This is a genomic window from Pseudacidovorax sp. 1753 (assembly GCF_040544975.1).
Lineage (GTDB): Bacteria > Pseudomonadota > Gammaproteobacteria > Burkholderiales > Burkholderiaceae_C > Xenophilus.
The window spans coordinates 180,993-202,114 of the sequence record NZ_JBEPKY010000012.1; the positions used below are offsets into that span (position 1 = coordinate 180,993).

Sequence of the window (21,122 nt, forward strand, 5' to 3'; positions counted from 1 at the left end):
GGACCCCAATGAATTCAACCCCAAAGATCGCCCTTGAAGAGCACTTCAGCGCTCCCGGATTCGACGCCTATTCCGCGAAGTACACGCGAGCGTTGCCGGTCGACTTCGTCGCCCGGCTCGACGCCCGGCTGAGCGACTTCGACGACCAGCGCCTGGCCGAGATGGACGCCGGGAACATCGAGTACGCCGTGCTGTCGCAGACGATGCCCGGCGTGCAGGCCGAGATCGATGGCGCCGCCGCCGTGCGGCGCGCACGCGAGAACAATGAGTTCCTCGCCGAGCGTGTGGCACGACATCCGAAGCGCTTCGGCGCGTTCGCGCACGTCGCGCTCCAGGACCCGGCTGCCGCAGCTCACGAGCTGGAGCGCACCGTCGCAGAGTACGGATTCAAGGGCGCGCTGATCAACGGTCACACCCTGGGCCGCTACTACGAAGGCAGGGAGTACGACGTGTTCTGGGAGCGTGCGGAAGCACTCGGCGTGCCCATCTATCTGCACCCCAACGCGTTTAGCCAGCCGCCGGCGCTGCTGGAGGGCATGCCGGTGCTGCAGGGAGCCACCTGGGGCTGGGGCGTGGAGACGGCAGGGCACGCACTGCGCCTTCTGTTCGGCGGCGTGTTCGACCGCTTCCCCCGACTCACCTTGCTGCTGGGCCACATGGGCGAGGCACTGCCGTACCAGCGCTGGCGCATCGACAGTCGCTTCGCCGCCTACCCCTCGGGCATCAAGCTGGCGCGCAAGCCCAGCGAGTACATCGGCAGCAACATCCTGATCACGACATCTGGCGTGTGCTCCGCACCGGCACTGCTGGGCGCCATCGGCGAGCTCGGTGCCCAGGCGGTGCTCTTCTCCGTGGACTACCCATACGAGTCCACCGTCGAGGCCTGCACCTTCATCGAGCAGGCACCGCTCGACGCGCACACCCGCGAGCTGGTGTGCCATGGCAATGCCCGCCGACTCTTCAAGCTGGGCAGCCCGCAGGACCTCGCACTCCTGCAGATCTGACACTTTCAAACCAAGGACGAAAAATGCCAGTCAGCGATTACCAAATGGTCAAGGCCTGGGACGCGGTTCTCAAGCTCAGCAAGGTGGAGCGCGGCCAGAAGGTCACGATCCTCTGCGGTCCCCACACCCATCCGCAGACGCTGCAAACCGCGACGATCGCGGCGCAGGCGGCGGGCGCGGTCGTCACCCGGATCGAGTTGCAGCCCATCAACGCGGAGAAGGCCACCAGCCGCGACCTGATGAACTATCTCGGGGAGACGCCCCTCACCAACAACCCGGTCGCGCTCGCGGCGATGAAGAACAGCGACATCGTCCTGGACCTGATGCTCCTGCTGTTCTCGCCCGAACAGATGGAGATTCTCGAATCGGGGACGAAGATCCTCCTGGCTGTCGAGCCACCGGAGGTGCTGGTCCGGGCAGTGCCCACCGAGGCCGATCGCGAACGCGTACTCGCCGCATCGAGGCTGCTCAAGTCAGCTACGCGAATGCATGTGACCTCGCCGGCCGGCACGGACGTGACCTTCAAGCTTGGTGAGTTTCCGACCATCTCCGAGTACGGCTTCTGCGAGGAGCCGGGGCGGTGGGACCATTGGCCCAGCGGCTTCCTCTTCACCTTCGCCAATGAAGGCGGCAGCGACGGCACCATCGTGATCGACCGCGGCGACATCCTGCTGCCGCAGAAGAACTACGTCTCAGACAAGATCACCATGCACCTGCACGAAGGCTTCGTGCGCAGCATCGAAGGTGACATCGATGCCGCCCTGCTTCGCGAGTTCATGGAAGCCTACAAGGACCCCGAGGCCTATGCCATCGCGCACATAGGCTGGGGGATGCAGCCGCGCTGCTACTGGCACACGCTGTCACTGGTGGACCGCGAAGCCACCTCGGGGCAGGACGCGCGTGCGTTCGAGGGCAACTTCCTGTTCTCGCTGGGTCCCAACAACGAGGCCGGGGGACCTCGCACCACGCCCTGCCATCTCGACATTCCCTTGCGCAACTGCACGGTGACGCTCGACGACATCGTCGTGGTTCGCGACGGCAAGGTCATTGACGAGGCCTTCCAATGAGCGCCGAGCCGGACGTCTACCAAAGGCAGGGCTTCGGCCATGCCGTCGCGCCGAAGGCGCCGTACGCCCTGCTGATCATCGACTTCATCAACGGATTCGCGGATCCGCTCACGTTCGGCGGCGGCAACATCACGGCGGCCGTCGAATGCACACGCGGCCTGCTGGATGCGGCGCGCGAGCGTGGATGGCCCGTCGTCCACACGCGCGTCGTGTACCAGGACGACGGCGCCGACGCCAACATCTTCGCGCTCAAGGTTCCGCCCATTCTGGCCCTGCGCGAGGACGCGCCGCAGAGCCAGATCGTGCCGCAACTGCAGCCGCTCAGTGGCGAGCTCGTGCTGCGCAAGATCCACCCGTCGGCCTTCTTCGGTACCTCTCTGGCGTCCTGGCTGTCTCAGCGCGGCGTGCAGACCCTGCTGATCGCTGGATGCACCACCAGCGGGTGCGTCCGTGCCAGCGTGGTGGATGCCATGTGTCACGGCTTTCGCCCTCTGGTCGTGACGGATTGCGTGGGCGACCGGTCGCTGCAGGCGCACGAGGCCAATCTTTTCGACATGGAGCAGAAGTACGCGACCTTGATGCCACGCGATGCCGCCCTGAAAGCCACCGAGGCGGCGCACGGCACCGCTGCCTGACGCCCACTGTTCCCCCACCCTCCCCACACCACCTCTCGTCGAATCCCGGGCACATGCCCGCAGAGACCCCCACTCCCTGGAGAAGAAGATGACCCCCAAACTCATTGCCGCGATTGCGGTATCGCTCGCGACGCTCGCCTTCCAAAGTCGCGCGGACGTCATCAAGGTGGGCGTGATCGCGCCCATGTCCGGACCGTTCTCGGCCGTCGGGCAGACCTGGGAAGGCGCAACCAAGGCCTACCAGAAGCTCAACGGCACCACGGCGGGCGGGCACACGATCGAGCTCGTCTACCGCGACCTACCGGAGATCAATCCGGCACAGGCCAAGGCATTGGCGCAGGAGCTCATCATCAAGGATGGCGCCCAGTACATCGCCGGCCTGTATTTCACGCCCGACACCCTGGCGGTCGCCGCGCTCGGGCAGGAGGCCAAGGTGCCGGTGGTGATCTTCAACGCCTCGACCTCTTCGCTTCTCGAGAGGTCCGAGTATCTGCTGCGAACCTCGTACACGCTGCCGCAGATGGCGGTGCCCGTGGCCAAGTACGCAATCGAGAAGAACATCAAGACCGTGGTTTCTCTCGTGAGCGACTTCGGGCCCGGCCTCGACGCCGAGAAGGCGTTCAACACGGAATTCATCGCCGGCGGCGGCAAGCTGCTCGAGGCCATCCGTGCGCCGCTGAAGACAACGGATTTCGGCCCTCTGATGCAACGCGTGAAGGCGCTCAAGCCCGATGCGCTCTACGTCTTCGGCCCCGGCGGGCCGGCGACCTACGCCATGATCAAGGCCTACAACGAGGCGGGACTGCGGGCCGCGGGTGTCCGCCTTTTGGGCACGGCTGAGACGGACGAAGACCAGTTGCGCGCGATCGGACCTGAGCTGTTGGGTATCGAGACCGGCATGTTCTATTCGGCAACGCACAACTCGCCACTGAACAATGCCGTCGTCAAGGCTCTGGCCGAGGTGGCCCCCAAGGCCATCCCGACCGTCCAGCTCGCGAATGCATTCGACGGCCTGCATGTGATCTACCACATGGTCAAGGCGACGGACGGCAAGCGCAATGGGCCCAAGGCCCTCGCCGCCGCCAAGGGCTTCTCCTGGGAAAGCCCGCGCGGCCCCGTGAAGATCGATCCGATATCCCGCGAGTTCGTGCAGAACGTCTACATGCGGGTGGTCGAGAAGGACTCCTCGGGGCGCTTCGTCAACCGTGAGTTCCGGACCTTCGAGATGCAGCCCGACTATGGGCGCATCCAGGGCGCAGCAAAGTAGCGCAGGGACCGAAGCATGTCGCTTGCTCTTTTCAGCAGCATCCTGATCGATGGCGTCACGTACGCCATGATCCTGTTCATGATCACAGTGGGCCTGTCGATGACGATGGGCCTGATGCGTGTGGTGAACCTGGCCCATGGCGCATTTGCGATGCTCGGCGGATTTCTTGCGGCGAGCATTCCTCAGCGCCTGGGCGTTCCCATCGGACTGGGCTTCGTCCTGGCGATCGCCCTGGTGGCCGTCCTCGCCGTCGTCTTCGAGCGTACGCTGCTGCGCCGCTTCTACGGGAGGGACGATCTCGACCAGATGCTGGTGACGATCGGCCTGATGTTCGTCGCAACCGCGGCGGTCAACCTGATGTTCGGATCATCAGTGACTTCCGTCGCGCTTCCGGAGGCATTCGCCGGCTCCGTCGACCTTGGCTTTCGCGCCATCCCCCGGCACCGGCTCATCGTCGTCGCCTGCGGGCTGGCGGTGGTCATTGCCCTTTGGCTGACCGTGGACCGTTCGTCCTTCGGCATCCGGGTGCGCGCCGCAGTGGACAACGCCCCCATCGCACGCGCCATCGGTATCGACACGACAAAGATCTACGCAGGCACCTTCGCCATCGGTGCCGCGCTCGCGGCGCTGGGAGGCATTGCCGGCGCCGAGATGCTGCCCATGGAGCCGACCTACGCCTCCAAGTACCTGGTGATCCTCCTGGCCGTCGTTGCCGTGGGAGGCAACGGCAATCTGTTTGGTTCGTTCTTCGCAGCATTGCTGCTTGGCATCGTGGAGACCTCGATGAAGTACATGGTTCCGCAGCTCGCATCGGCTGCGTTCTTCCTGACGATGATCATCGTCTTGCTGTTCCGGCCTCAGGGGCTGTTCGGGAGGCAGGCATGAGCACGGTGATCCCGCCCATGACGCTGGCTGCGCCACCTCGCATTCGCCCGTGGACGCACCTGCGTGCCGAAATCGTCCTGACGCTCGCGGGACTGCTGGCCTTCGTGCTGTTCCCAACGGATCTCGGATTGCTGACCAACATGGCAACGATGTCGATCTTCGCGCTTTCGCTGAGCCTCGTGCTGGGGCAGGCAGGCATCGCGACCCTGGGGCAGGCCGCGCTGTATGGCACAGGAGCCTATGTCGCGGGCTGGACAGCGCTCTACCTGACATCCGATCCGATCGTCGGGCTGCTGCTCGGTGCACTGGGCGGCGGCTTGATCGCCCTGCTCAGCGGCGCCGTCATGCTGCGTTCGACGAAGCTCACGCTGGTCATGCTCACCATCGCTGTGGCGCAACTGCTGCTCGAGCTTGCCAACTGGGCCAGATGGCTCACCGGCGGCGACGATGGACTGGCCGGCTTCGAAGTCGCTCCGCTGTTCGGCATCTGGGAGTTCAACTTCATGGGCCACACCGGCTACTTCTACGCGCTCGGTACCCTGGTGCTGGTGTACTTCCTCGTGCGCAACCTCGTGGAGTCGCCCTTCGGCCTGACGGCCAGGGCGATACGGCAGGACCCGGGCCGAGTTCAGGCGCTGGGAGGCCGCGTCTACCTGCACCTCCTGGCCGTCTATACCGTCGGTGGCGTCGTGGCAGGCCTCGCAGGCGCACTGACGGCGCAGACCAGCAAAGTGGCCAATCTCTTCATGCTGGATTTCACGACGTCGGCGGGCGTCGTCGTCATGATCGTCCTGGGCGGCACACGCCGCCTCGCGGGTGCGGTACTTGGCACTGTTGCCTACATGACCATCCACCACATCGCATCGACCTTGAATCCTTACCACTGGCTCTTCGTGATCGGCTCGATGTTGATCTTCGTCCTCGTCGTCCTGCCTGAAGGTCTGGTCGGACTTCTGGACCGGGCCGCGGCAATGGCCAAGCGTCTGCGCCGCGCCGGAGGTACCCGATGACGCCCCGGCTGCAAACCCAGAACCTCAGCCACTCCTTCGGAGGCCTGGCTGTCACGCAGAACGTCACACTCTCTCTGCCGCAGGGTGCGCGCACCGCCTTGATCGGCCCGAACGGCGCCGGCAAGACCACGCTGGTCAATCTGCTCAGCGGCGCGATACGCCCACGGTCCGGCGACATCCAACTCGACGGCCGCTCGATCGTGCAGCTGCCGCAGTACGCACGCGTGCGCAGCGGCATCGTTCGCACGTTCCAGATCAGTCGCCTGTTCAAGGAGCTGACGGTGGCGGACAACGTCAAGGTCGCCGTGCTGCAGCGGCTGCGCGCCTCCATGCAGTGGTGGCCTTCGCCGCGTCGTTCCGCCCGCGTTCACGACGAGGTTCACGAGACACTGGGCATGCTGGGCCTGCACCCCTATGCGGACCGGGTCGTCGGGCGGCTCGCACTCGGCGAACAGCGGCTTGCGGAGATTGCGCTTGCACTCGCCATGAAACCCGAGGTGCTGCTGCTGGACGAGCCAGGCGCCGGGGTGCCGCAGGGAGAAGGCGGCCGCATCATGAGCGCCATCGAGCGCCTTCCGAAAGACCTGTCGGTTTTGCTCATCGAGCACGACATGGACCTCGTGTTCCGCTTTGCGACCCACATCATCGTCCTGGTGGCCGGCGCCGTGTTGGTGGAGGGGTCGCCGCAGGAGGTCGCGGCCAATGAACAAGTCAAGCAAATCTACTTCGGACGAGACGGCCACCATGCCCAGCACCCCCATTGAACTTCGGTTCGACGACGTGACCACTGGCTACGCCGGTGTGCCCGTGGTCGAGCATCTGAGCTTCAGCGTGCGCGAAGGCGAGCGCCTGGGGCTGATCGGGCGCAACGGCGCGGGCAAGACGACCACGCTCGCGACCGCAATGGGCCTGGCCGATCTGATGAAAGGGCGCGTTCATTTCGCCGGCAAGGACATCAGCGGCGCCAGCACTTTCGCTCGGGCTCGGGCCGGCCTCGGCTACGTGCCGCAGAGCCGCGACATCTTCCCTTCGCTCACGGTGGAGGAAAACCTGCTGTCGGGCCTCCAGGGGCGCTCGGCAGGACCGGCCCTTCAAGAGGTCTATGCCTTGTTCCCACGGTTGAAGGAGCGCAGGCGCAACGGAGGCACCCAACTGTCGGGCGGCGAGCAGCAGATGCTCTCTGTGGCGCGGGCGCTCGTCGGGCAGCCGCGCATCCTGCTGCTCGACGAGCCGCTCGAGGGCCTGGCCCCGATGGTGCGCGAGGAACTGATGGATGCGATCGTCCGCATGAGCGACCAGCTGGGAGTCGGCTGCGTTCTCGTGGAGCAGCACGTCGACGTCGTCCTCGACTTCTCCACGAACGTCATCGTGCTGGAACGCGGCGTTGCCGCCTATTCCGGCTCTGCGGTGGCGCTGCGCAAGAATGAGGAACTGCTGAACCGAACCATCGGCATTCAAAAATGTTGATGTCAATCCATATGTGGGGAGAGCGGCTGCGCCTGCCATCGAGGCTCTCGGCCTCCTCAGCAGCGGCACCGGATCTGTGGAGCTGCGGCCCGCCATGCAGAACCTTCGCGCTTTTCTGAGTCCGCTGCGTGCCTTTGATGCGGTGTACCGCGCCAAGGGCGTGTCGCGGGCGGCTCAGCTGCTTCACGTCACCCCCGGAGCGGTGAGTCAGCAGATCAAGCAGCTCGAGGCGGGGCTGGGCGTGCAGCTGTTCCAGAAGTCCGGCCGCGCGATCGAGTTCACGGCGGTGGGAGAGAGGCTTGCCCACCGCGTCTGCGATGCGTTCGACCGCCTCCAGGATGCACTCAGCGACCTGGCCGACGACCAGAGGCAGAAAAAGCTGCGGCTCAAGGTGACGCCCAGCCTGGCCATTCGCTGGCTTGTGCCTCGCCTGCATGGCTTCTATGCGGAGCACCCTGACATCGCGCTGGAGATACCGACGATTGCCATCGCCGACGATGTGCGGCTCGAAGGCGCAGACTGCGCCATCCGCCACGGCATGGGCGAATGGGCCGACGTTGAGCTGGACCATCTCTTCGATGACGAGTTCGTCCCAGTTTGTGCGCCGGACCAGACCGTACAGTTGCAGACACCCAGCGACCTGCTCAAAGCCAACCTCCTGCACTCCATGATGCGGCCACAGGCGTGGCCGATCTGGTTCGATTCTGCGGGCCTTGCCGAGCCTGTTCCCGCGCGCGGCATCACCCTGGCGAACGCCGCCCTGTGCTATCAGGCTGCCGCGGACGGGCTGGGTGTCGCCATGGCCCAGCGCGCCTATGTCGCGGACGACCTGCGCACGGGTCGGCTGGTCGTTGCGGTCGACCATATGGCGCGGACGGAGCTTGGCTATTACCTCGTCTGTGATCCGGTCAAGGCCTCCACGGCGCCGGTGCAACTCTTCAGGGCCTGGATTCGAACCGTCCGCTAGGTGTCGAGTTGCAATAGGTTGTTCTCACAAAGGCGGGAGGCTGGGGGCTTGTGCCCCAGAGCGCAGTGCGGGCGCTCGCAGTTGTAGTAGCGCAGGAAAGCGGGCAACCAAGCGGTGCGCTCGGCACTGTTGGCCCAGGTGCGTCCATAGGCCCATTCGCGCAGACAGGTCTGAATGAAACGCTCGGCCTTGCCGTTGGTCTGGGGGCGGTAAGGCCGGGTGAAGGTGTGCTTGATGCCGAGCGCCTGACAGGTCTTGGCGAACAGCCGCGAGCGATACGCCGAGCCGTTGTCGGTGATCAGCCGCTTGATCTTCACACCCAACTGCTCGTAATGCGCCACTGCCGCCAGCAGGAAGCTCACCGCCGAGTCCTTGCGCTCGTCGGCATGCATCTGCACGAAGCCCAGGCGGGAATGGTCGTCGATGGCCACATGGGCGAACTCCCAGCCCGCGCCGTCCACCGAGTCACGCCGGTTGCCCGTGACGCGGTGGCTGGGTCGCACGATGCGCCCGAGCTTCTTGGTGTCGATGTGCAGAAGCTCACCGGGTGCATCGCGCTCGTAGCGCAGCGGCACGCTGACAGGATCGAGCGCCTTCAGGCTGGACAGTCCCAGGCGGGCGAGCAGCCGGCACACGGTGGGCACGCTGCGCCCGACGATGCGAGCGATCTGCCGCATGGGCATGCGACAGCGGCGAAGCTGTTCGATGCGCTCGCAAAGCTGCGCGTCCAGGCAGGAGCGCGTGCGAGCCGGGCGTGAGCTGCGGTCCAGCAGGCCGCGCTCGCCATGCTGCTCGAAGCGCTGGAGCCACTTGCGTGCGGTGCGCGGGCTGATGCCCGCAGCCTCGGCTGCGGGCATCAGCCCCTGGACAGCGATGCGTTGGACAAGCAATTTGCGCCCTTCGAAGGTCAATCTGGCATTCTTATGGCTGTTCACTCGGAAGGTCCCTCTGGTGACTGAAGCGTGGTAACTCCAGTCTCCCAGACCCTTCCGGGTGAACAACCTATTGAGACATGACAGCTAGGCGCGCCCGCCGCCTGCTAGTCAGCCTTGAAGCCCGAGGCCCTGACGACAGGCTCCCAGAATGCCCGCATCTCGCCGAACCTTGCACGTGCATCGGTGGGCGAGCTCCCTCTGTTCACGAAGCCGAGCGTGCGAATCTTCTTCGCGAACCGATCGGTCGCTGCCGCCCTTCGCACGGCGTCACTCCATTCGGCGACGACAGGAGCTGGCGTGCCAGGCGGAAGGCAGATGGCCAGCACGCCGCCAGTGGTGAGCTCCTTGCGGCCGAGTTCGGAGAAAGTCGGCACGTCCGGCAACAGCGCGGAGCGCTGGGCCGAGGTGACCGCAAGCACGCGCAGTTTGCCGGCCTCGTGGTGCTGCGCGAAGTCGCCGACCGTGGACGTGCCGGCTGCGATATTGCCCCCGGCCAGATTCACGATCATCGGGGCTGCGCCTTGGAAGGGGACGTCCTGCAGCGGCGTACCGATGATCTTGCCAATCTGCAGCCCCAGGAAATGCGTAGGACCGCCCGACGCCGCGTGACCGAAGTTGGCACTCTCGGGATGCGTGCGTGTCCATTGCGCGTATTCGCCGAAGGTCTTGATTGGCGAGGATGCGGGCACGGCCAGCGCCAGTGCGAACTCGACCACCGTCGACGCCGGAAGGATGTCGCGCTGGGGGTCGTAGTTGAGCTTGTTGAAGACGAAGGGGTAGATCGAGACAAGGAAGTCGGGACAAAGCATGGCCACGCTCCCATCTGCAGGGGCCGCGCGCATCGCGTCGATCGCGATCTTCCCGCCGGCACCTGGCTTGTTCTCCACCACCACCGTGCGGCGGAGCCCATCCTGCAGCTGATCTGCAAGCGCACGCGTCACCACGTCGAGGGTACCGCCAGGGGAGAAGCCGACCAGAATCCTGGCTGGGAGTCGGCCGGCTTGCTGGGCGCCGGCCGGCGGTGCGCCGAAGAAGGTCGCGATGGCGAGTGCGAGGCTGCAGCGCAAGAATGCCGATGGTGTCTTCACGGGATGCTTCAGGACGAGGGTGGATCGGACGCCTGCCAGGCAGATCCGGGACGCGCGAACAAGCGGCAAGGTCGCCGTCTACCGCGGTCGTACCGCGGTCGACGAACTCAGCGGCCCCGGAACACCGGAGCGCGCTTCTCGGCGAAAGCGCGGCGTCCTTCCAGCCGGTCCTCGCTGTCCCGGAGCAATCCAAAGGCCTGGCGCTCCAGCACAAGCCCACCAGCCAGTGGCAGCTCCCTTCCGGTCATCGCGAGCCGCTTGGCGGCCGTCATCGCGAGCGGGGCATTGGCCGCCATGATGCGCGCGATACGGACAGCCGTCTCCTGCAGCGCTGAAAGCGGCACGACCCTGCTGACCAGACCGATCCGCAGCGCTTCGGCGGCGTCGATGCGTTCACCCGTCAGCAGCATCCACATGGCATCGGACTGCCCCACCGCGCGGATCAGACGCTGGGTGCCGCCCGCTCCCGGGATGCTGCCAACTCGCACCTCCGGAAGACCGAACTGGGCGTTGTCCGAGCAGATGCGGATATCCGCCAGCAGGGCCAGCTCGAGTCCGCCACCCAGTGCATAGCCGTTGATTGCGGCGACGACGGGCTTGTCGGTGTGCAGCGTACCGAAGTTGAAGTGCCGGTTACCGCTTCGAAAGACTTGACGGGCGACGCCATCGGCCGAAGGCATCGTCTTCTTGAGGTCCGCACCCGTGCAGAAGGCACGCTCACCCGCACCTGTGAGCACGAGCACGCGGATGTCCTCGTTGTTGGAAACCTCATCCCAGATGCCGAGCAGTTGCTCGTTGGATTCCGGGTCGATGGAGTTCATGGCCTCAGGCCGGTTCAGGGTGACGATGGCGACGCCATCCTGGACTGTGTAGATGATGGGCATGGGTTTCGTTGTTCAGGTGAGTGAAGCGCTGGCGGGGGCCGCCGGATCGATGGCGATGGCCGACATGCCCAGCTCGGCGAGCACCTCGCGCGTGTGCTCGCCCAGCGTGGGTGCGGCGCGGCGCGCAGCCGGCCGCTCGCCCACCGCGCCGAGCACGCTGCGCGGCAACGTCAATGAGCCGGCGACGGGATGCTGGACGTTCTCTGCAAGTTCTGCCTCGACAAAGGCGTGGGACTGCGACACCTCGGCATAGTCGTTGATGGGGCCGCAGATGATGTCCACCGCGGCGAACTTCTCCAGCCAGAAGGCGCGTCGATGCGGGAGCATGTGCACCTGCAGCAAGTCCAACAGCGCCTGGCGGTGCTGCAAGCGGCTCCTGTTATCGGCGAAGCGCGGATCGCAGGCGATTTCCGGTGCACCGATGGCAGTGCACAGGGCTTGCCACCTCGCAGGGTGATAGGCCGCCACCATGATCCACCCGTCGGCGCAGCGCAGGGCCTCGTTGGGCGTCGAATACGGCGCCGCGTTGCCTTGCGGCCCGGGCACGATGCCGTCCGCGAAGTAGGACGCGAAACTTACGTGCTGCAGCGCAATGGCGCTGGCGAACATGCTGGCCTCGACATGCTGACCCTTGCCGGTGCGCAGGCGGTCTTGAAGGGCGGCCAGCACCGATATGGCTGCAAGCGATCCGGTGACCAGGTCGACGACCGGCACCGGCACCTTGCACGGATCGCCATTCGGCGCTCCAGTGACGCTCATCAGACCACTCACGGCCTGCAGCACACCATCCACGCCGGGCAGGTCCTTGCTGGCGCCCTGCTGACCGTAAGCCGAGACCGAGCAGTAGATCAGTCGCGGGTTGTCCGCAGCCACCGTGGCGTAGTCCAACCCGAACCGCGCCATGACGCCGGGCCGGAAACTCTCGACCAGGACATCGGCCTGCGCGATCAATTCCTGCGCGGCCTTCTGGTGCGACGGCTGCTTCAGGTCCAGCACGATGCCGCGTTTGTTGCGATTCAGCGCCAGGAACGGGACACCCTCACCGTTGATCCATGGCGAAAGGGCGCGGGAGAGATCGCCGGTGGGCGCCTCGACCTTCACCACATCGGCGCCAAGGTCGGCCAGACACAAGGTGCAGGTCGGACCGGCCATGACCTGGGTGAAGTCGATGACCCGCAGGCCCTCGAGAGCGTTTGCCAGCATCCTAGGATCCCATCTGGATGTTGTTGGCGCGGATGATCGGCTCCCATTTGGCCCGCTCCGATCGCAACATACGTCGATAGTCCTCCGGCGTCGCCGCCATCGGCTCCAGCCCCGCCGCAGTGAGCGACGTCCGTACCTCGCGGTCCTGGACGGCCTTGGTGATTTCGGCATGCAGGCGTTCCACAACAGGCTGTGGCACACCTCTGGCCACACAGATGTCGTACCAGTAGCTCGCGTCATACCCGGTCAGCCCGCCTTCGGCCAGCGTCGGTATGTCGGGTGCCAGCTGGGAGCGCTGCGCGCTTCCCACGCCGAGAACCTTCAACTGACCACTGCGGGCAAACTGAATTGCCGTCGACAGTCCGACGATGGCCAACGGAAGGTGCCCACCGACGACATCTTGGACGGCAGGCGCAGTGCCGCGATAGCCCACGTGCGTCATCTGCAGACCCGCCATCGAGGCGAACAGCACCCCTGCCAGATGATGTGGCGTTGCGGGACCCGGCGTTCCAAAGCTCAAGCCAGGGTGCTGCTTCACATAGGAAATGAGCTCGGCCACGCTTCCTGCAGGCACCTTGTTGCTCGCGACCAGAACGATCGGCACGCTCGCCAGCGGTGCGACCTGCACCAGCTCTGTCGCGGCGTCGAAGGGCAACTTGCGGTTGAGAAGGTTCAGCAGCGATGTCACGCCGGAGCCTGTCGTCAACACGTAGCCGTCAGCCCTGCTGCGCAGGAGCTCGATGTAAGCCAGTGCAGCCCCGCCCCCAGGCTTGTTTTCAACGACGATCGGCTGACCCAACTGCTCGCTGAGCTTCTTCATCACCACGCGCGCCGCCAGATCGGTGCCTCCACCGGCGGTATAGGGAACGAGCAATCGGAGTTGCCGGGCCGGATACTCCTGCGCAAACACTGAGGCCGCCGATGCCGGCCCCAGCGCAGCGAGAGACTGGATAAGTTTTCTGCGATTCATTCCGGCCCTGCCGATGTCGTATGGCCTCAGACGGAAGGACTGCTCAAACTACGGCCGCCGCAGACGTACAGCAGTTGACCCGTGACGTAGCCCGACCCGGGCTCCGCAAAGAAGCGCACCGCGCGGGCGATGTCCTGCGGCTGGCCGATGCGCTCCATCGGCACGGTCTTGTGCAGGCTCTGCCGCACTTCCTCGGTGAGCGTGGCGAACAGCGGCGTCTCCACGATGCCAGGCGCGATCGCGTTCACGGTGATGCCCTTGCGCGCATATTCGAGCGCGAGCGAGCGGGTCAGGCTCACCACGGCGCCCTTGGAGGCCGAGTAGGCCGCTTGGCCGCGGTTGCCCAGCCATGCGCGAGAGCCGATGTTGATGATGCGCCCGAACCGGTTCTGCGCCATCTGCGCCAGAACCGCCTTCGCGCAGATGAACTGGGAGTTCAGGTTGATCTCGATCACGCGGCTCCAGAACGCGAGGTCCATCTTGGAGACCAGCTTGTCGCCGCCGATGCCAGCGTTGTTGACGAGGATGTCGATGCGTTCGTGCGACGCCAGCAGCCGCGCCACCGCCGCCTCCACCTGGTCCACGGAACTGACGTCGACCTTGAATGTGCTCACGTCCGCGCCTTCGCTCGACAACGTCCGCTGCGCCTCCTCCAGCGCGGCATCGTCGAAGTCCCACAGGGCCAGGCGGCACCCGCCCTGTGCCAGCTCGCGCGCAATGCCGAGGCCGATGCCCTTGGCGCCACCGGTCACCACGGCGACGAGGCCGTGCAGCGAGGTGGGGGTGATGATGTCTGTCGGGTTCATGGGGAGGGCCATCACAGCGAAAGAATGTTGATCGAGCAGGCGGCGTGGTCGACGCCCCAGATACCGCCGCCGGTGACCTGCGTGAGGCCAATGCGCGCGTTCTGCACCTGCCGGGCGCCGGCACGGCCTTGCAGTTGTTCGCAGACTTCCACCACCTGTGCGACGCCTGTCGCACCTGGCGGGTGTCCCTTCGCGATCAGTCCGCCGCTGGGGTTGACCGGCACCCGACCGCCCAGAGTGGTCGCGCCGCTCTTCAGCAGGCTCGCCGCTTCGCCGCGATTGCAAAGGCCAAGGGCCTCGTAGTACAGCAGCTCGGAAATGGTGAACGCGTCGTGTACTTCAAGCAGGCTGAGGTCCCGCGGCCCGATGCCGGCCTGCTCATAGGCCAGCCTGGCGGCACGGGCGGTGATCTCGGCCTCGGTCATGTCGACCGGCGTGGTCTCGAACAGTCCCGACTGCACCACGGACGCCAGCACACGCACTGGCTTGGCGACGCCCCTGGACGGCTTGGTGGTGAGCACGAGGGCTGCGGCGCCGTCTACGACGGCGGGGCAGCACTGCAACAGCGTGAGCGGCTCGGCTACAGGGCGGGACGCCATCACCTCCTCGCGGCTTGCCAGCTTGGCAAACTTGGCAATCGGGTTCAAGGAGCCGTGCTTGCGGTTCTTCACGGAGATGTCCGCCAGTGTTTCCAACTCGAGGCCATGGTCGTGCATGTAGCGTTTGGCACGCATGGCATACAAGGCGGGCATGATCATGCCCCGCCGGTTGTTCCAATCCTTCTGGCTGAGTTGCAGTGGGCCGCCGCCCAGGCCGCTCAGGTGGTCCATGCCGAACACCACCACGGTGTCGTACTGACCGACCTTGAGTGCTTGCAGCGCAAGATTGAGCGCCGTGGCCCCGCTGGAGCAGGCGTTGTCCACGTTGTAGACCGCGCCGCCGCTGGCGTGCAGTTCACGCAGCGCGCGCTGCCCGGGAAGCATCGCGCCGAGCGCGTTTCCGCAGTAGAACGCCTGCACCTCGGACAGCTGTGTACCAGCATCGGCCAGCGCATCGAGGATGGCCGCCTGGGCCATGGCCTCTTCGGTCAGTTCGGGAAAGCGGCCGAAGTCAGTGATGCCGACGCCGGTGATCAGTGGTTGCTTCATGGCGCGTCACTCCTGGAATGCATAGTCGGGCGTGCCGTCCGGCAACGCGAAGGGCACCACCCTCAGGCGGGCACCAATGGCTGGCGGCTGCGCGCCGTACAGCAGCCGACCGAACGCACGCACGCCAGGTTCGAAATCGACCATGGCCAGGCCGTAAGGCGCCTTGTCTTTGCCGGGGTGCACGATCGTGAAGCTGTAGAGAGACCCGGCGGGCCCAAGCTCGATGACTTCGACCTCCTCATCGTTGTGGGTGAATTCGATGGGCGGGAACTGGGCTGGCTGCCCGGCCACTCGCGTGGCGACAAGCACCATGCCGCCGGGGGATTCACGGAACGGGGATTCCGTTCGCTTGATGATCTTCAAAAGTCTCTCCTGTTCGTGTGGAGTTCGTCACAGGAGGAAAAGTATGGAGATCAAGATGCGTGCGGTCATTGCACTTCTGCTGGCCACTCTTTAGTGCCGCTAAAGCATTCCAAGCGTTTAGCCCACCTCAATGAAGGCGAGCAGAACTCAAAGGACAGGCATCCGTTGCAGCCGCATACTGAGTTGATGAAAGAACAAGTTCGCGTTCCCGTCACCTTGATGCGCGGTGGCACCAGCAAGGCCGTTTTTCTGTCGCAGCATGACGTGCCGAGCGATCCGCAAGAGCGTCTTCGCTTTCTGCTGGCTCTGTTCGGAAGTCCGGATGTGCGACAGATCGATGGGCTCGGCGGCGCCGACATGTTGACCAGCAAATGCGCCATCATTGGACCGCCGTCACGCCCCGACGCGGACATCGACTACACCTTCGTGCAGGTGGGCATCGATCAGCCGACCCTCAGCTTCGAGATCGTCTGCGGCAACATCTCATCGGCCACGGGCGTCTATGCGTTGCAGGAAAAATTGATCCCCGTGCTTGAGCCCATTACCACCGTCCGGGTGCACAACACAAACACCGGAAAGATTCTGCGCATGGCCGTGCAGTGCGTCGACGGCGAGCCGCGTGTGGAAGGCGACAGTGAGGTCGACGGCGTGCCCGGCACCGGGGCGGAGGTTGCGCTGGACTATTCGGACACAAGCGGCTCCACGACCGGCAAGCTTTTGCCGACGGGGCAGGCCCGCGATTGGGTCCGCATATCGAAGCTCGGGCGCGAAATACCGGTGTCGGTTGTCGATGTCGGCACGGCTTGCGTTTTTATTCGAGCGGCGGATCTGGGCATCACCGGCACAGAGCTGCCGGGACAGCTCAGCGCAGACATCTATGAGATGGCCGAGGAAGTCAGGCGCTGGGCCGTGGAACGCTGCAACCTTCCGTCGTCAGGGTTCTTGACGCCATACCAGATCCTGATCGGCGAAGCACAGGACTACCGCACCATTGCCGGCGACCGCGTCGTGGAATCATCAGAGGTCGACTTCGTTGCTCGCATGGTGCTCAACGGTGGCGCGATGCACAAGGCGTTCCCCGGCGGCGGCTCGGTCTGCCTTTCGGTGGCTGCACAGATCGCGGGGACGATTCCCGCCGAAGCGCGAGGCACGCACGCCGGACCGACGCGCATCCGGATCGGTCATCCGAGCGGCGTGCTCAGGATCTTTGCGGACGTCGAGCATGTGGGTGGTGACGAATGGAGGGTTCGGGAGGTCCACTTCACGCGCACGGCCCGGCGGCTGTTCGATGGGACGGCCTATGTGCGGCGATCGCGCCTGGAGGCAGGCGGCCAAGAAGACAGCGGCGTGCGCACGGCTGTGGGGTCGACGTCATGAGTGGGAGAAGCCTTTTCTCGCTGCAGGGGCGCACGGCACTCATCACCGGCGGTTCGCGAGGCATCGGTCGCATGATTGCCGAGGGCTTTCTTGCACAGGGCGCTCGCGTCTACATCACCGCGCGAAAGGCGGAGGCCTGCAGTCTGGCGGCGCAGGAGCTCGCGCGCGCGGGTCATTGCGTTGCGTTGCCGCACGACGTGTCCACGCTCGCAGGCTGCCAAGCCTTGGCGGACGCCTATGGGCGCCACGAGTCGATGCTCGACATCCTGGTCAACAACGCTGGCGCGGCCTGGGGAGAAGATTTCGACGCCTTTCCCGAAGGCGGGTGGGACAAGGTGGTCGACCTGAACCTCAAGACGCCCTTCTTCCTGACCAAGGCTCTGGCCCAACCGCTTCGCGCTGCAGCCCAGGCGCGCGTGGGCAAGATCATCAACATCGCTTCCACCGACGGCATCGGGCTCAATCCCCAGGAAAACTACTCCTACGTTGCCAGCAAGGCGGGGCTGATTCACCTGACGCGGCGTATGGCGATGCGGCTGGCACAGGACAACATTGCGGTCAGCGCCATTGCGCCGGGCGCATTTCCGTCCGAGATGAACCGCAACGCTCGCGACCATGGTGAGGCGCTGTCGGAGCACATTCCCGCAAGACGCATCGGCACGCCCGACGACATCGCAGGCGCAGCCATCTTCCTGGCCTCGCGTGCCGGCGATTACGTGATAGGCGCCACCCTGGTTGTGGACGGCGGCGTGACCCACGCGCGCCCCTATCGGTAGAACTCCTGAGCCGGAACTTCGGCCGCGTGCACGCTGGCACGGCGTGCTGCCGGTCGATCAGCGCCCCTGGAGGCGTCACCCTACCGCCCCCAGCCGGTCATTGATGTACGTGGCCGGAGGCTTGCCAAACGCCTTCTTGAACATCGTGATGAAGGCCGACGGCGCCTCGTAGCCGAGGTCGTAGGCGACCTGCTGAACGGTCGCGCCGCCCGACAGCTCACGAAGCGCGACCATCATGTGCAGTTGGCGCCGCCAGCGGCCGAAGCTCAAGCCGGTCTGCGATGTGCAGAGGCGATTCAATGTCCGCTCGCTCATGCCGAGGTGACGAGCCCAATCCGCCTGAGTACGGCGGTCGGATGGATCTCGCATCATGGCTCGCGAGACCTGTCGCAGGCGGGTGTCCCCAGGCATGGGCAGTGAGACCTCTTCTGCGGGCATGGCGCAGAGCTGGTCGAGCAGCACCCGCGCCAGCCGGTCCGTCGGTCCGCCCGCCTCATAGGAAGGCGGCTGCGCTGCCAAGTACTGGATCATCTCGCTGAGCATCGGGCTGATGCGCAGGGTGCAGCAGCTGGCAGGCAAGGGGGCGGCGTCGCGCGCCACGAACAGGTAGTAGATCACCGCATTGGCAGTGCCGTGGTTGCTGTGCGGCGTTCCGCCCGGAATCCACACGCCCGCCTGGGGCGGAACCATCCACATCGCACCGGGCACGTCGCACGAAACGGCCCCGCGCAGCGCCATCACCAGTTGGCCGGAGCGATGCCTGTGAACCGGGACCTCGCGCTCACGCTCCACGACATCCACACGATGTGCCATGACTGGCACCGACGGCTCGTAGTGCAGGTCGAGGTTGGCGTGAGAGGTGGAGCGAAACGAGCGCGTCACTCGGCATGACCGAAAAGAGAAATCATTTGGCCAAGTTTACGATTTCTGCCTGGTTTGCCGATATCTAGCATCGCTACATGCAAACCATTCTCAACAACCACAGCGCCGGATCGACCCTGTCGAACCCGCTCTCCAGAGGCGCCACATGACCGCGTGGCCCGGCTTCTCAAGGCAGGAGTGGCTCTTTTCGCTCAAGAGCTTTCTGGCGGCCATGCTCGCGCTGTACCTGTCCAGCCGTTTCGGGCTGCCTCGGCCCTTCTGGTCCCTCATGACCGCGTACATCGTGGCCCATCCCCTCGCGGGCCATGTGCGCTCGAAGTCGCTGTACCGCCTGTGCGGCACTTTGCTGGGGTGCGCAGCCACGGTGGTGCTGGTCCCATCGCTGTCGGGCTCGCCGGTGCTTCTGTCGCTTGCCATGGCGCTGTGGGTTGGCGCGTGCCTCTACCTGTCGTTGATGGACCGAAGCGCGCGCTCCTATGCGTTCATGCTCGGTGGCTACTCTGCGGCCCTCATCGGCTTCCCGCTGGTGGATGCACCCGCGTCGATGTTCGACACCGCCGTCGCCCGAGCCGAGGAGATCGCGCTCGGCATCGTCTGCGCGAGCCTCGTGCACAGCATCGTGTTACCCACCAGCCTTGCGCCATCGGTCCTCGGATTGATCGACCGCACACTGGGCGACATACGCCAATGGGCCCGCGACCTCATGAGCCCGGGTGCCGACGATGAGGCTCGCGCGCGGCTGGCGCAGGACAGGCGGCGCATCGCCAGCGACATCACCCAACTGCGCCTGCTGGCCACTCACGTCCCCTTCGATACCGGCGCCCTGCGATGGACTCGCCATGCCGTAGGTGAAATGCACGACAGCCTCGCGGCAATGACGCCTTCGCTGTCGGCCTTGGAAGATCGGCTCTCCGGCTTGCGCGACGAAGCAGGCGGCTTGCCGGAGCCGGTCGCGCGGGCCATGGCGAACGCCGGCGCCCACCTCGAGGCCGACGCGTCGTCTCGTGCCTTGAATGGCGTGCTCGAGGCTGCGCGCCTGGAAAGCGTGGACCAGCGGAACTCGTCCTGGGTGCGCGCGCTGCACATCGGTGTGGCTGCCCATGTCGATGAACTGGTGGCCGGATTGCGCCGGTGCAACGGGCTTCGCGTCGACATCGCCGCCAGCCTGGCCGGCCATGCACCGCCTCCTGAGCGAGGAACGCCTTCCCGGCCTTCCGTGCTTCACGTGGACAGGGGCCTGGCGCTGCGTTCTGCGTTCACCGTCGTACTTTCCACCTGCACTGCATGCGCTGCATGGATATTGAGTGGTTGGCGGGCGGGATCGTCGATGGCCATGGCGGCGGCGGTCTTCTGCAGCTTCTTCGCTACCCTGGACGACCCCTTGCCGGGCATGCACAAGTTCCTGGTCGCGCTGCTCTGGTCGATGCCAGTGTCTGCCTTCTATATCCTCGGCGTCATGCCGCTGGCGCAGGACTTCGGCATGCTTGTGCTGTGTATCGCGCCGCTGTTCCTGGTCGTGGGCGGCTACCTCGCTCGTCCGGCAAACAGCCTCACGGCCCTGGGCATGTTCTTCGGCGTGGCCGGCACGCTGGCCCTGCACGACATCGCCAGCGCCGACTGGGTCAGCTTTCTCGAGGGCAATCTGGCGCTCTTTGCCGGCGCCCTGATTGCCGCGCGCCTCACCGCCATCGTCCGCAGCGTGAGCAGCGACTGGAGTGCGCGACGCATCCACCGGGCCACCTGGCACGACCTTGCCGGGATGGCCGGGGCGGCACGACCAAGACGCGCATGGGTGCGTGACGCATTCGCCGGCCGCATGCTGGACCGCATTGCGCTGCTGGTCCCGCGCACGGCCGGCAGCGCTGCAGACCACCGCGGTGAGGCGGCGCAGCTCGCCATGCGCGAACTTCGCTTAGGCGCAAGCATCGGCGTCCTTCAGCAGAACCGTCATCTGCTGCCCGAAGCACCTGTGCGCGAATTGCTGGCCGGCCTCGAGCGCGCCTTCCTTGCCCAAGCCTTGGAATCGCCGCCACGGCTCGACGCGCTGTTGCCGCAGATCGACCGGCTACTGGCCCTTTGCCTTGCGAGCACCGCAGGCGAGTCCGCTGTTTCGGCCCTCGTCGGGTTGCGCCGGGATCTTTTTCCTTCTGCGCCTTCGGACCTTCAAACATGATCGAAACAAGCTTTTCTGGAATCTATGTTCCTGGCCTGCTCCTGTTCGCAGGCAGCGCGATGGCATGCGCCTGGTGGGTTCGCCGCCTGCTATCGCTGCTGGGCGTCTACCGGTGGGTGTGGCATCCACCGCTCTTCGACCTGGGCCTGTACCTCCTGTCGCTCTATGCGTTGGTCCGTCTGACCGGCGCCATCTCCATCTGAACTGACGCGTTG

General features: G+C 65.4%; 22 protein-coding genes. 13 read left to right on the forward strand and 9 right to left on the reverse strand.

What is annotated here, in order from left to right; translation table 11 throughout:
* Positions 1 to 8: 8 nt before the first annotated feature.
* The 9 genes from ABIC63_RS16825 (at position 9) to ABIC63_RS16865 (ending at position 8,302) form a co-directional block, all read left to right on the forward strand.
* Positions 9 to 1,004, forward strand: coding sequence for an amidohydrolase family protein (locus ABIC63_RS16825; protein WP_354320594.1), 996 nt, complete (start codon positions 9 to 11; stop codon positions 1,002 to 1,004).
* Positions 1,005 to 1,027: 23 nt separating this feature from the next.
* Positions 1,028 to 2,071 carry a 2,5-dihydroxypyridine 5,6-dioxygenase NicX family protein gene (locus ABIC63_RS16830; RefSeq protein ID WP_354320595.1) on the forward strand — a complete coding sequence of 348 codons (1,044 nt, stop codon included), beginning with the start codon at positions 1,028 to 1,030 and terminating at the stop codon, positions 2,069 to 2,071.
* On the forward strand, positions 2,068 to 2,706 hold the full coding sequence (locus tag ABIC63_RS16835) for an isochorismatase family protein (RefSeq protein WP_354320596.1): 639 nt from the start codon (positions 2,068 to 2,070) through the stop codon (positions 2,704 to 2,706). The genes ABIC63_RS16830 and ABIC63_RS16835 overlap by 4 nt, the downstream gene beginning before the upstream one ends.
* 88 nt (positions 2,707 to 2,794) lie before the next feature.
* Positions 2,795 to 3,973 carry an ABC transporter substrate-binding protein gene (locus tag ABIC63_RS16840; RefSeq protein WP_354320597.1) on the forward strand — a complete coding sequence of 393 codons (1,179 nt, stop codon included), beginning with the start codon at positions 2,795 to 2,797 and terminating at the stop codon, positions 3,971 to 3,973.
* Positions 3,974 to 3,988: 15 nt separating this feature from the next.
* Positions 3,989 to 4,858 (forward strand): branched-chain amino acid ABC transporter permease, encoded by an 870-nt coding sequence (locus tag ABIC63_RS16845; RefSeq protein ID WP_354320598.1) that lies wholly within the window; start codon positions 3,989 to 3,991, stop codon positions 4,856 to 4,858.
* Complete coding sequence (locus ABIC63_RS16850) at positions 4,855 to 5,868, forward strand: branched-chain amino acid ABC transporter permease (protein ID WP_354320599.1); 1,014 nt, start codon at positions 4,855 to 4,857, stop codon at positions 5,866 to 5,868. Before ABIC63_RS16845 ends, ABIC63_RS16850 begins: the two co-directional genes overlap by 4 nt.
* Positions 5,865 to 6,632: an ABC transporter ATP-binding protein gene (locus tag ABIC63_RS16855; protein WP_354320600.1), complete on the forward strand. Its 768-nt coding sequence runs from the start codon at positions 5,865 to 5,867 to the stop codon at positions 6,630 to 6,632. The genes ABIC63_RS16850 and ABIC63_RS16855 overlap by 4 nt, the downstream gene beginning before the upstream one ends.
* Positions 6,613 to 7,335, forward strand: a complete 723-nt coding sequence (locus ABIC63_RS16860; protein WP_354320601.1) for an ABC transporter ATP-binding protein — start codon at positions 6,613 to 6,615, stop codon at positions 7,333 to 7,335. Before ABIC63_RS16855 ends, ABIC63_RS16860 begins: the two co-directional genes overlap by 20 nt.
* 94 nt (positions 7,336 to 7,429) lie before the next feature.
* Positions 7,430 to 8,302, forward strand: coding sequence for a LysR substrate-binding domain-containing protein (locus ABIC63_RS16865; protein WP_354320602.1), 873 nt, complete (start codon positions 7,430 to 7,432; stop codon positions 8,300 to 8,302).
* Here the strand turns inward: ABIC63_RS16865 and ABIC63_RS16870 are convergent.
* The 8 genes from ABIC63_RS16870 to ABIC63_RS16905 form a co-directional block, all read right to left on the reverse strand.
* Positions 8,299 to 9,237 (reverse strand): IS481 family transposase, encoded by a 939-nt coding sequence (locus ABIC63_RS16870; protein WP_354320603.1) that lies wholly within the window; start codon positions 9,235 to 9,237, stop codon positions 8,299 to 8,301. The genes ABIC63_RS16865 and ABIC63_RS16870 overlap by 4 nt on opposite strands.
* A gap of 104 nt (positions 9,238 to 9,341) precedes the next feature.
* A complete protein-coding gene (locus tag ABIC63_RS16875; protein ID WP_354320604.1) occupies positions 9,342 to 10,325 on the reverse strand; it encodes a Bug family tripartite tricarboxylate transporter substrate binding protein in 984 nt (327 codons plus the stop codon).
* A 107-nt stretch (positions 10,326 to 10,432) separates the two neighbouring features.
* The gene (locus tag ABIC63_RS16880) at positions 10,433 to 11,209 is read right to left on the reverse strand and encodes an enoyl-CoA hydratase/isomerase family protein (protein ID WP_354320605.1); all 777 of its coding nucleotides are present in this window, start codon (positions 11,207 to 11,209) and stop codon (positions 10,433 to 10,435) included.
* A 12-nt stretch (positions 11,210 to 11,221) separates the two neighbouring features.
* Complete coding sequence (locus tag ABIC63_RS16885) at positions 11,222 to 12,412, reverse strand: CaiB/BaiF CoA transferase family protein (RefSeq protein WP_354320606.1); 1,191 nt, start codon at positions 12,410 to 12,412, stop codon at positions 11,222 to 11,224.
* Between the two features lies 1 nt (position 12,413).
* A complete protein-coding gene (locus ABIC63_RS16890; protein ID WP_354320607.1) occupies positions 12,414 to 13,382 on the reverse strand; it encodes a Bug family tripartite tricarboxylate transporter substrate binding protein in 969 nt (322 codons plus the stop codon).
* Positions 13,383 to 13,408: 26 nt separating this feature from the next.
* Positions 13,409 to 14,188, reverse strand: coding sequence for an SDR family NAD(P)-dependent oxidoreductase (locus ABIC63_RS16895; RefSeq protein WP_354320608.1), 780 nt, complete (start codon positions 14,186 to 14,188; stop codon positions 13,409 to 13,411).
* 11 nt (positions 14,189 to 14,199) lie between these two features.
* Complete coding sequence (locus ABIC63_RS16900; protein ID WP_354320609.1) at positions 14,200 to 15,336, reverse strand: thiolase family protein; 1,137 nt, start codon at positions 15,334 to 15,336, stop codon at positions 14,200 to 14,202.
* A 6-nt stretch (positions 15,337 to 15,342) separates the two neighbouring features.
* Positions 15,343 to 15,699 (reverse strand): Zn-ribbon domain-containing OB-fold protein, encoded by a 357-nt coding sequence (locus ABIC63_RS16905; protein ID WP_354320610.1) that lies wholly within the window; start codon positions 15,697 to 15,699, stop codon positions 15,343 to 15,345.
* A gap of 186 nt (positions 15,700 to 15,885) precedes the next feature.
* On the opposite strand from ABIC63_RS16905, the gene ABIC63_RS16910 reads away from it, so the two are divergent.
* Both ABIC63_RS16910 and ABIC63_RS16915 read left to right on the forward strand, forming a co-directional pair.
* Positions 15,886 to 17,076, forward strand: coding sequence for a PrpF domain-containing protein (locus ABIC63_RS16910; RefSeq protein ID WP_354320611.1), 1,191 nt, complete (start codon positions 15,886 to 15,888; stop codon positions 17,074 to 17,076).
* Positions 17,073 to 17,852: an SDR family oxidoreductase gene (locus ABIC63_RS16915; RefSeq protein WP_354320612.1), complete on the forward strand. Its 780-nt coding sequence runs from the start codon at positions 17,073 to 17,075 to the stop codon at positions 17,850 to 17,852. Before ABIC63_RS16910 ends, ABIC63_RS16915 begins: the two co-directional genes overlap by 4 nt.
* Before the next feature lie 75 nt (positions 17,853 to 17,927).
* On the opposite strand, the gene ABIC63_RS16920 is transcribed toward ABIC63_RS16915, so the two are convergent.
* Positions 17,928 to 18,734: a helix-turn-helix domain-containing protein gene (locus ABIC63_RS16920; RefSeq protein ID WP_354320613.1), complete on the reverse strand. Its 807-nt coding sequence runs from the start codon at positions 18,732 to 18,734 to the stop codon at positions 17,928 to 17,930.
* Positions 18,735 to 18,879: 145 nt separating this feature from the next.
* On the opposite strand from ABIC63_RS16920, the gene ABIC63_RS16925 reads away from it, so the two are divergent.
* Positions 18,880 to 20,907 carry an FUSC family protein gene (locus ABIC63_RS16925; RefSeq protein ID WP_354320614.1) on the forward strand — a complete coding sequence of 676 codons (2,028 nt, stop codon included), beginning with the start codon at positions 18,880 to 18,882 and terminating at the stop codon, positions 20,905 to 20,907.
* Positions 20,904 to 21,110, forward strand: a complete 207-nt coding sequence (locus tag ABIC63_RS16930; protein ID WP_354320615.1) for a DUF1656 domain-containing protein — start codon at positions 20,904 to 20,906, stop codon at positions 21,108 to 21,110. The genes ABIC63_RS16925 and ABIC63_RS16930 overlap by 4 nt, the downstream gene beginning before the upstream one ends.
* Positions 21,111 to 21,122 lie beyond the last annotated feature (12 nt).

Excerpts from the sequence above, each read along its gene's own strand:
- ABIC63_RS16825 (WP_354320594.1), top strand. The coding sequence starts at position 9 with ATGAATTCAACCCCAAAGATCGCCCTTGAAGAGCACTTCAGCGCTCCC.
- ABIC63_RS16845 (WP_354320598.1), top strand. The coding sequence starts at position 3,989 with ATGTCGCTTGCTCTTTTCAGCAGCATCCTGATCGATGGCGTCACGTAC.
- ABIC63_RS16850 (WP_354320599.1), top strand. The coding sequence starts at position 4,855 with ATGAGCACGGTGATCCCGCCCATGACGCTGGCTGCGCCACCTCGCATT.
- ABIC63_RS16830 (WP_354320595.1), top strand. The coding sequence starts at position 1,028 with ATGCCAGTCAGCGATTACCAAATGGTCAAGGCCTGGGACGCGGTTCTC.
- ABIC63_RS16860 (WP_354320601.1), top strand. The coding sequence starts at position 6,613 with ATGCCCAGCACCCCCATTGAACTTCGGTTCGACGACGTGACCACTGGC.
- ABIC63_RS16895 (WP_354320608.1), bottom strand. The coding sequence starts at position 14,188 with ATGAACCCGACAGACATCATCACCCCCACCTCGCTGCACGGCCTCGTC.
- ABIC63_RS16840 (WP_354320597.1), top strand. The coding sequence starts at position 2,795 with ATGACCCCCAAACTCATTGCCGCGATTGCGGTATCGCTCGCGACGCTC.
- ABIC63_RS16890 (WP_354320607.1), bottom strand. The coding sequence starts at position 13,382 with ATGAATCGCAGAAAACTTATCCAGTCTCTCGCTGCGCTGGGGCCGGCA.
- ABIC63_RS16865 (WP_354320602.1), top strand. The coding sequence starts at position 7,430 with ATGCAGAACCTTCGCGCTTTTCTGAGTCCGCTGCGTGCCTTTGATGCG.
- ABIC63_RS16915 (WP_354320612.1), top strand. The coding sequence starts at position 17,073 with ATGAGTGGGAGAAGCCTTTTCTCGCTGCAGGGGCGCACGGCACTCATC.
- ABIC63_RS16855 (WP_354320600.1), top strand. The coding sequence starts at position 5,865 with ATGACGCCCCGGCTGCAAACCCAGAACCTCAGCCACTCCTTCGGAGGC.
- ABIC63_RS16910 (WP_354320611.1), top strand. The coding sequence starts at position 15,886 with ATGAAAGAACAAGTTCGCGTTCCCGTCACCTTGATGCGCGGTGGCACC.
- ABIC63_RS16900 (WP_354320609.1), bottom strand. The coding sequence starts at position 15,336 with ATGAAGCAACCACTGATCACCGGCGTCGGCATCACTGACTTCGGCCGC.
- ABIC63_RS16925 (WP_354320614.1), top strand. The coding sequence starts at position 18,880 with ATGACCGCGTGGCCCGGCTTCTCAAGGCAGGAGTGGCTCTTTTCGCTC.
- ABIC63_RS16930 (WP_354320615.1), top strand. The coding sequence starts at position 20,904 with ATGATCGAAACAAGCTTTTCTGGAATCTATGTTCCTGGCCTGCTCCTG.
- ABIC63_RS16835 (WP_354320596.1), top strand. The coding sequence starts at position 2,068 with ATGAGCGCCGAGCCGGACGTCTACCAAAGGCAGGGCTTCGGCCATGCC.
- ABIC63_RS16880 (WP_354320605.1), bottom strand. The coding sequence starts at position 11,209 with ATGCCCATCATCTACACAGTCCAGGATGGCGTCGCCATCGTCACCCTG.
- ABIC63_RS16885 (WP_354320606.1), bottom strand. The coding sequence starts at position 12,412 with ATGCTGGCAAACGCTCTCGAGGGCCTGCGGGTCATCGACTTCACCCAG.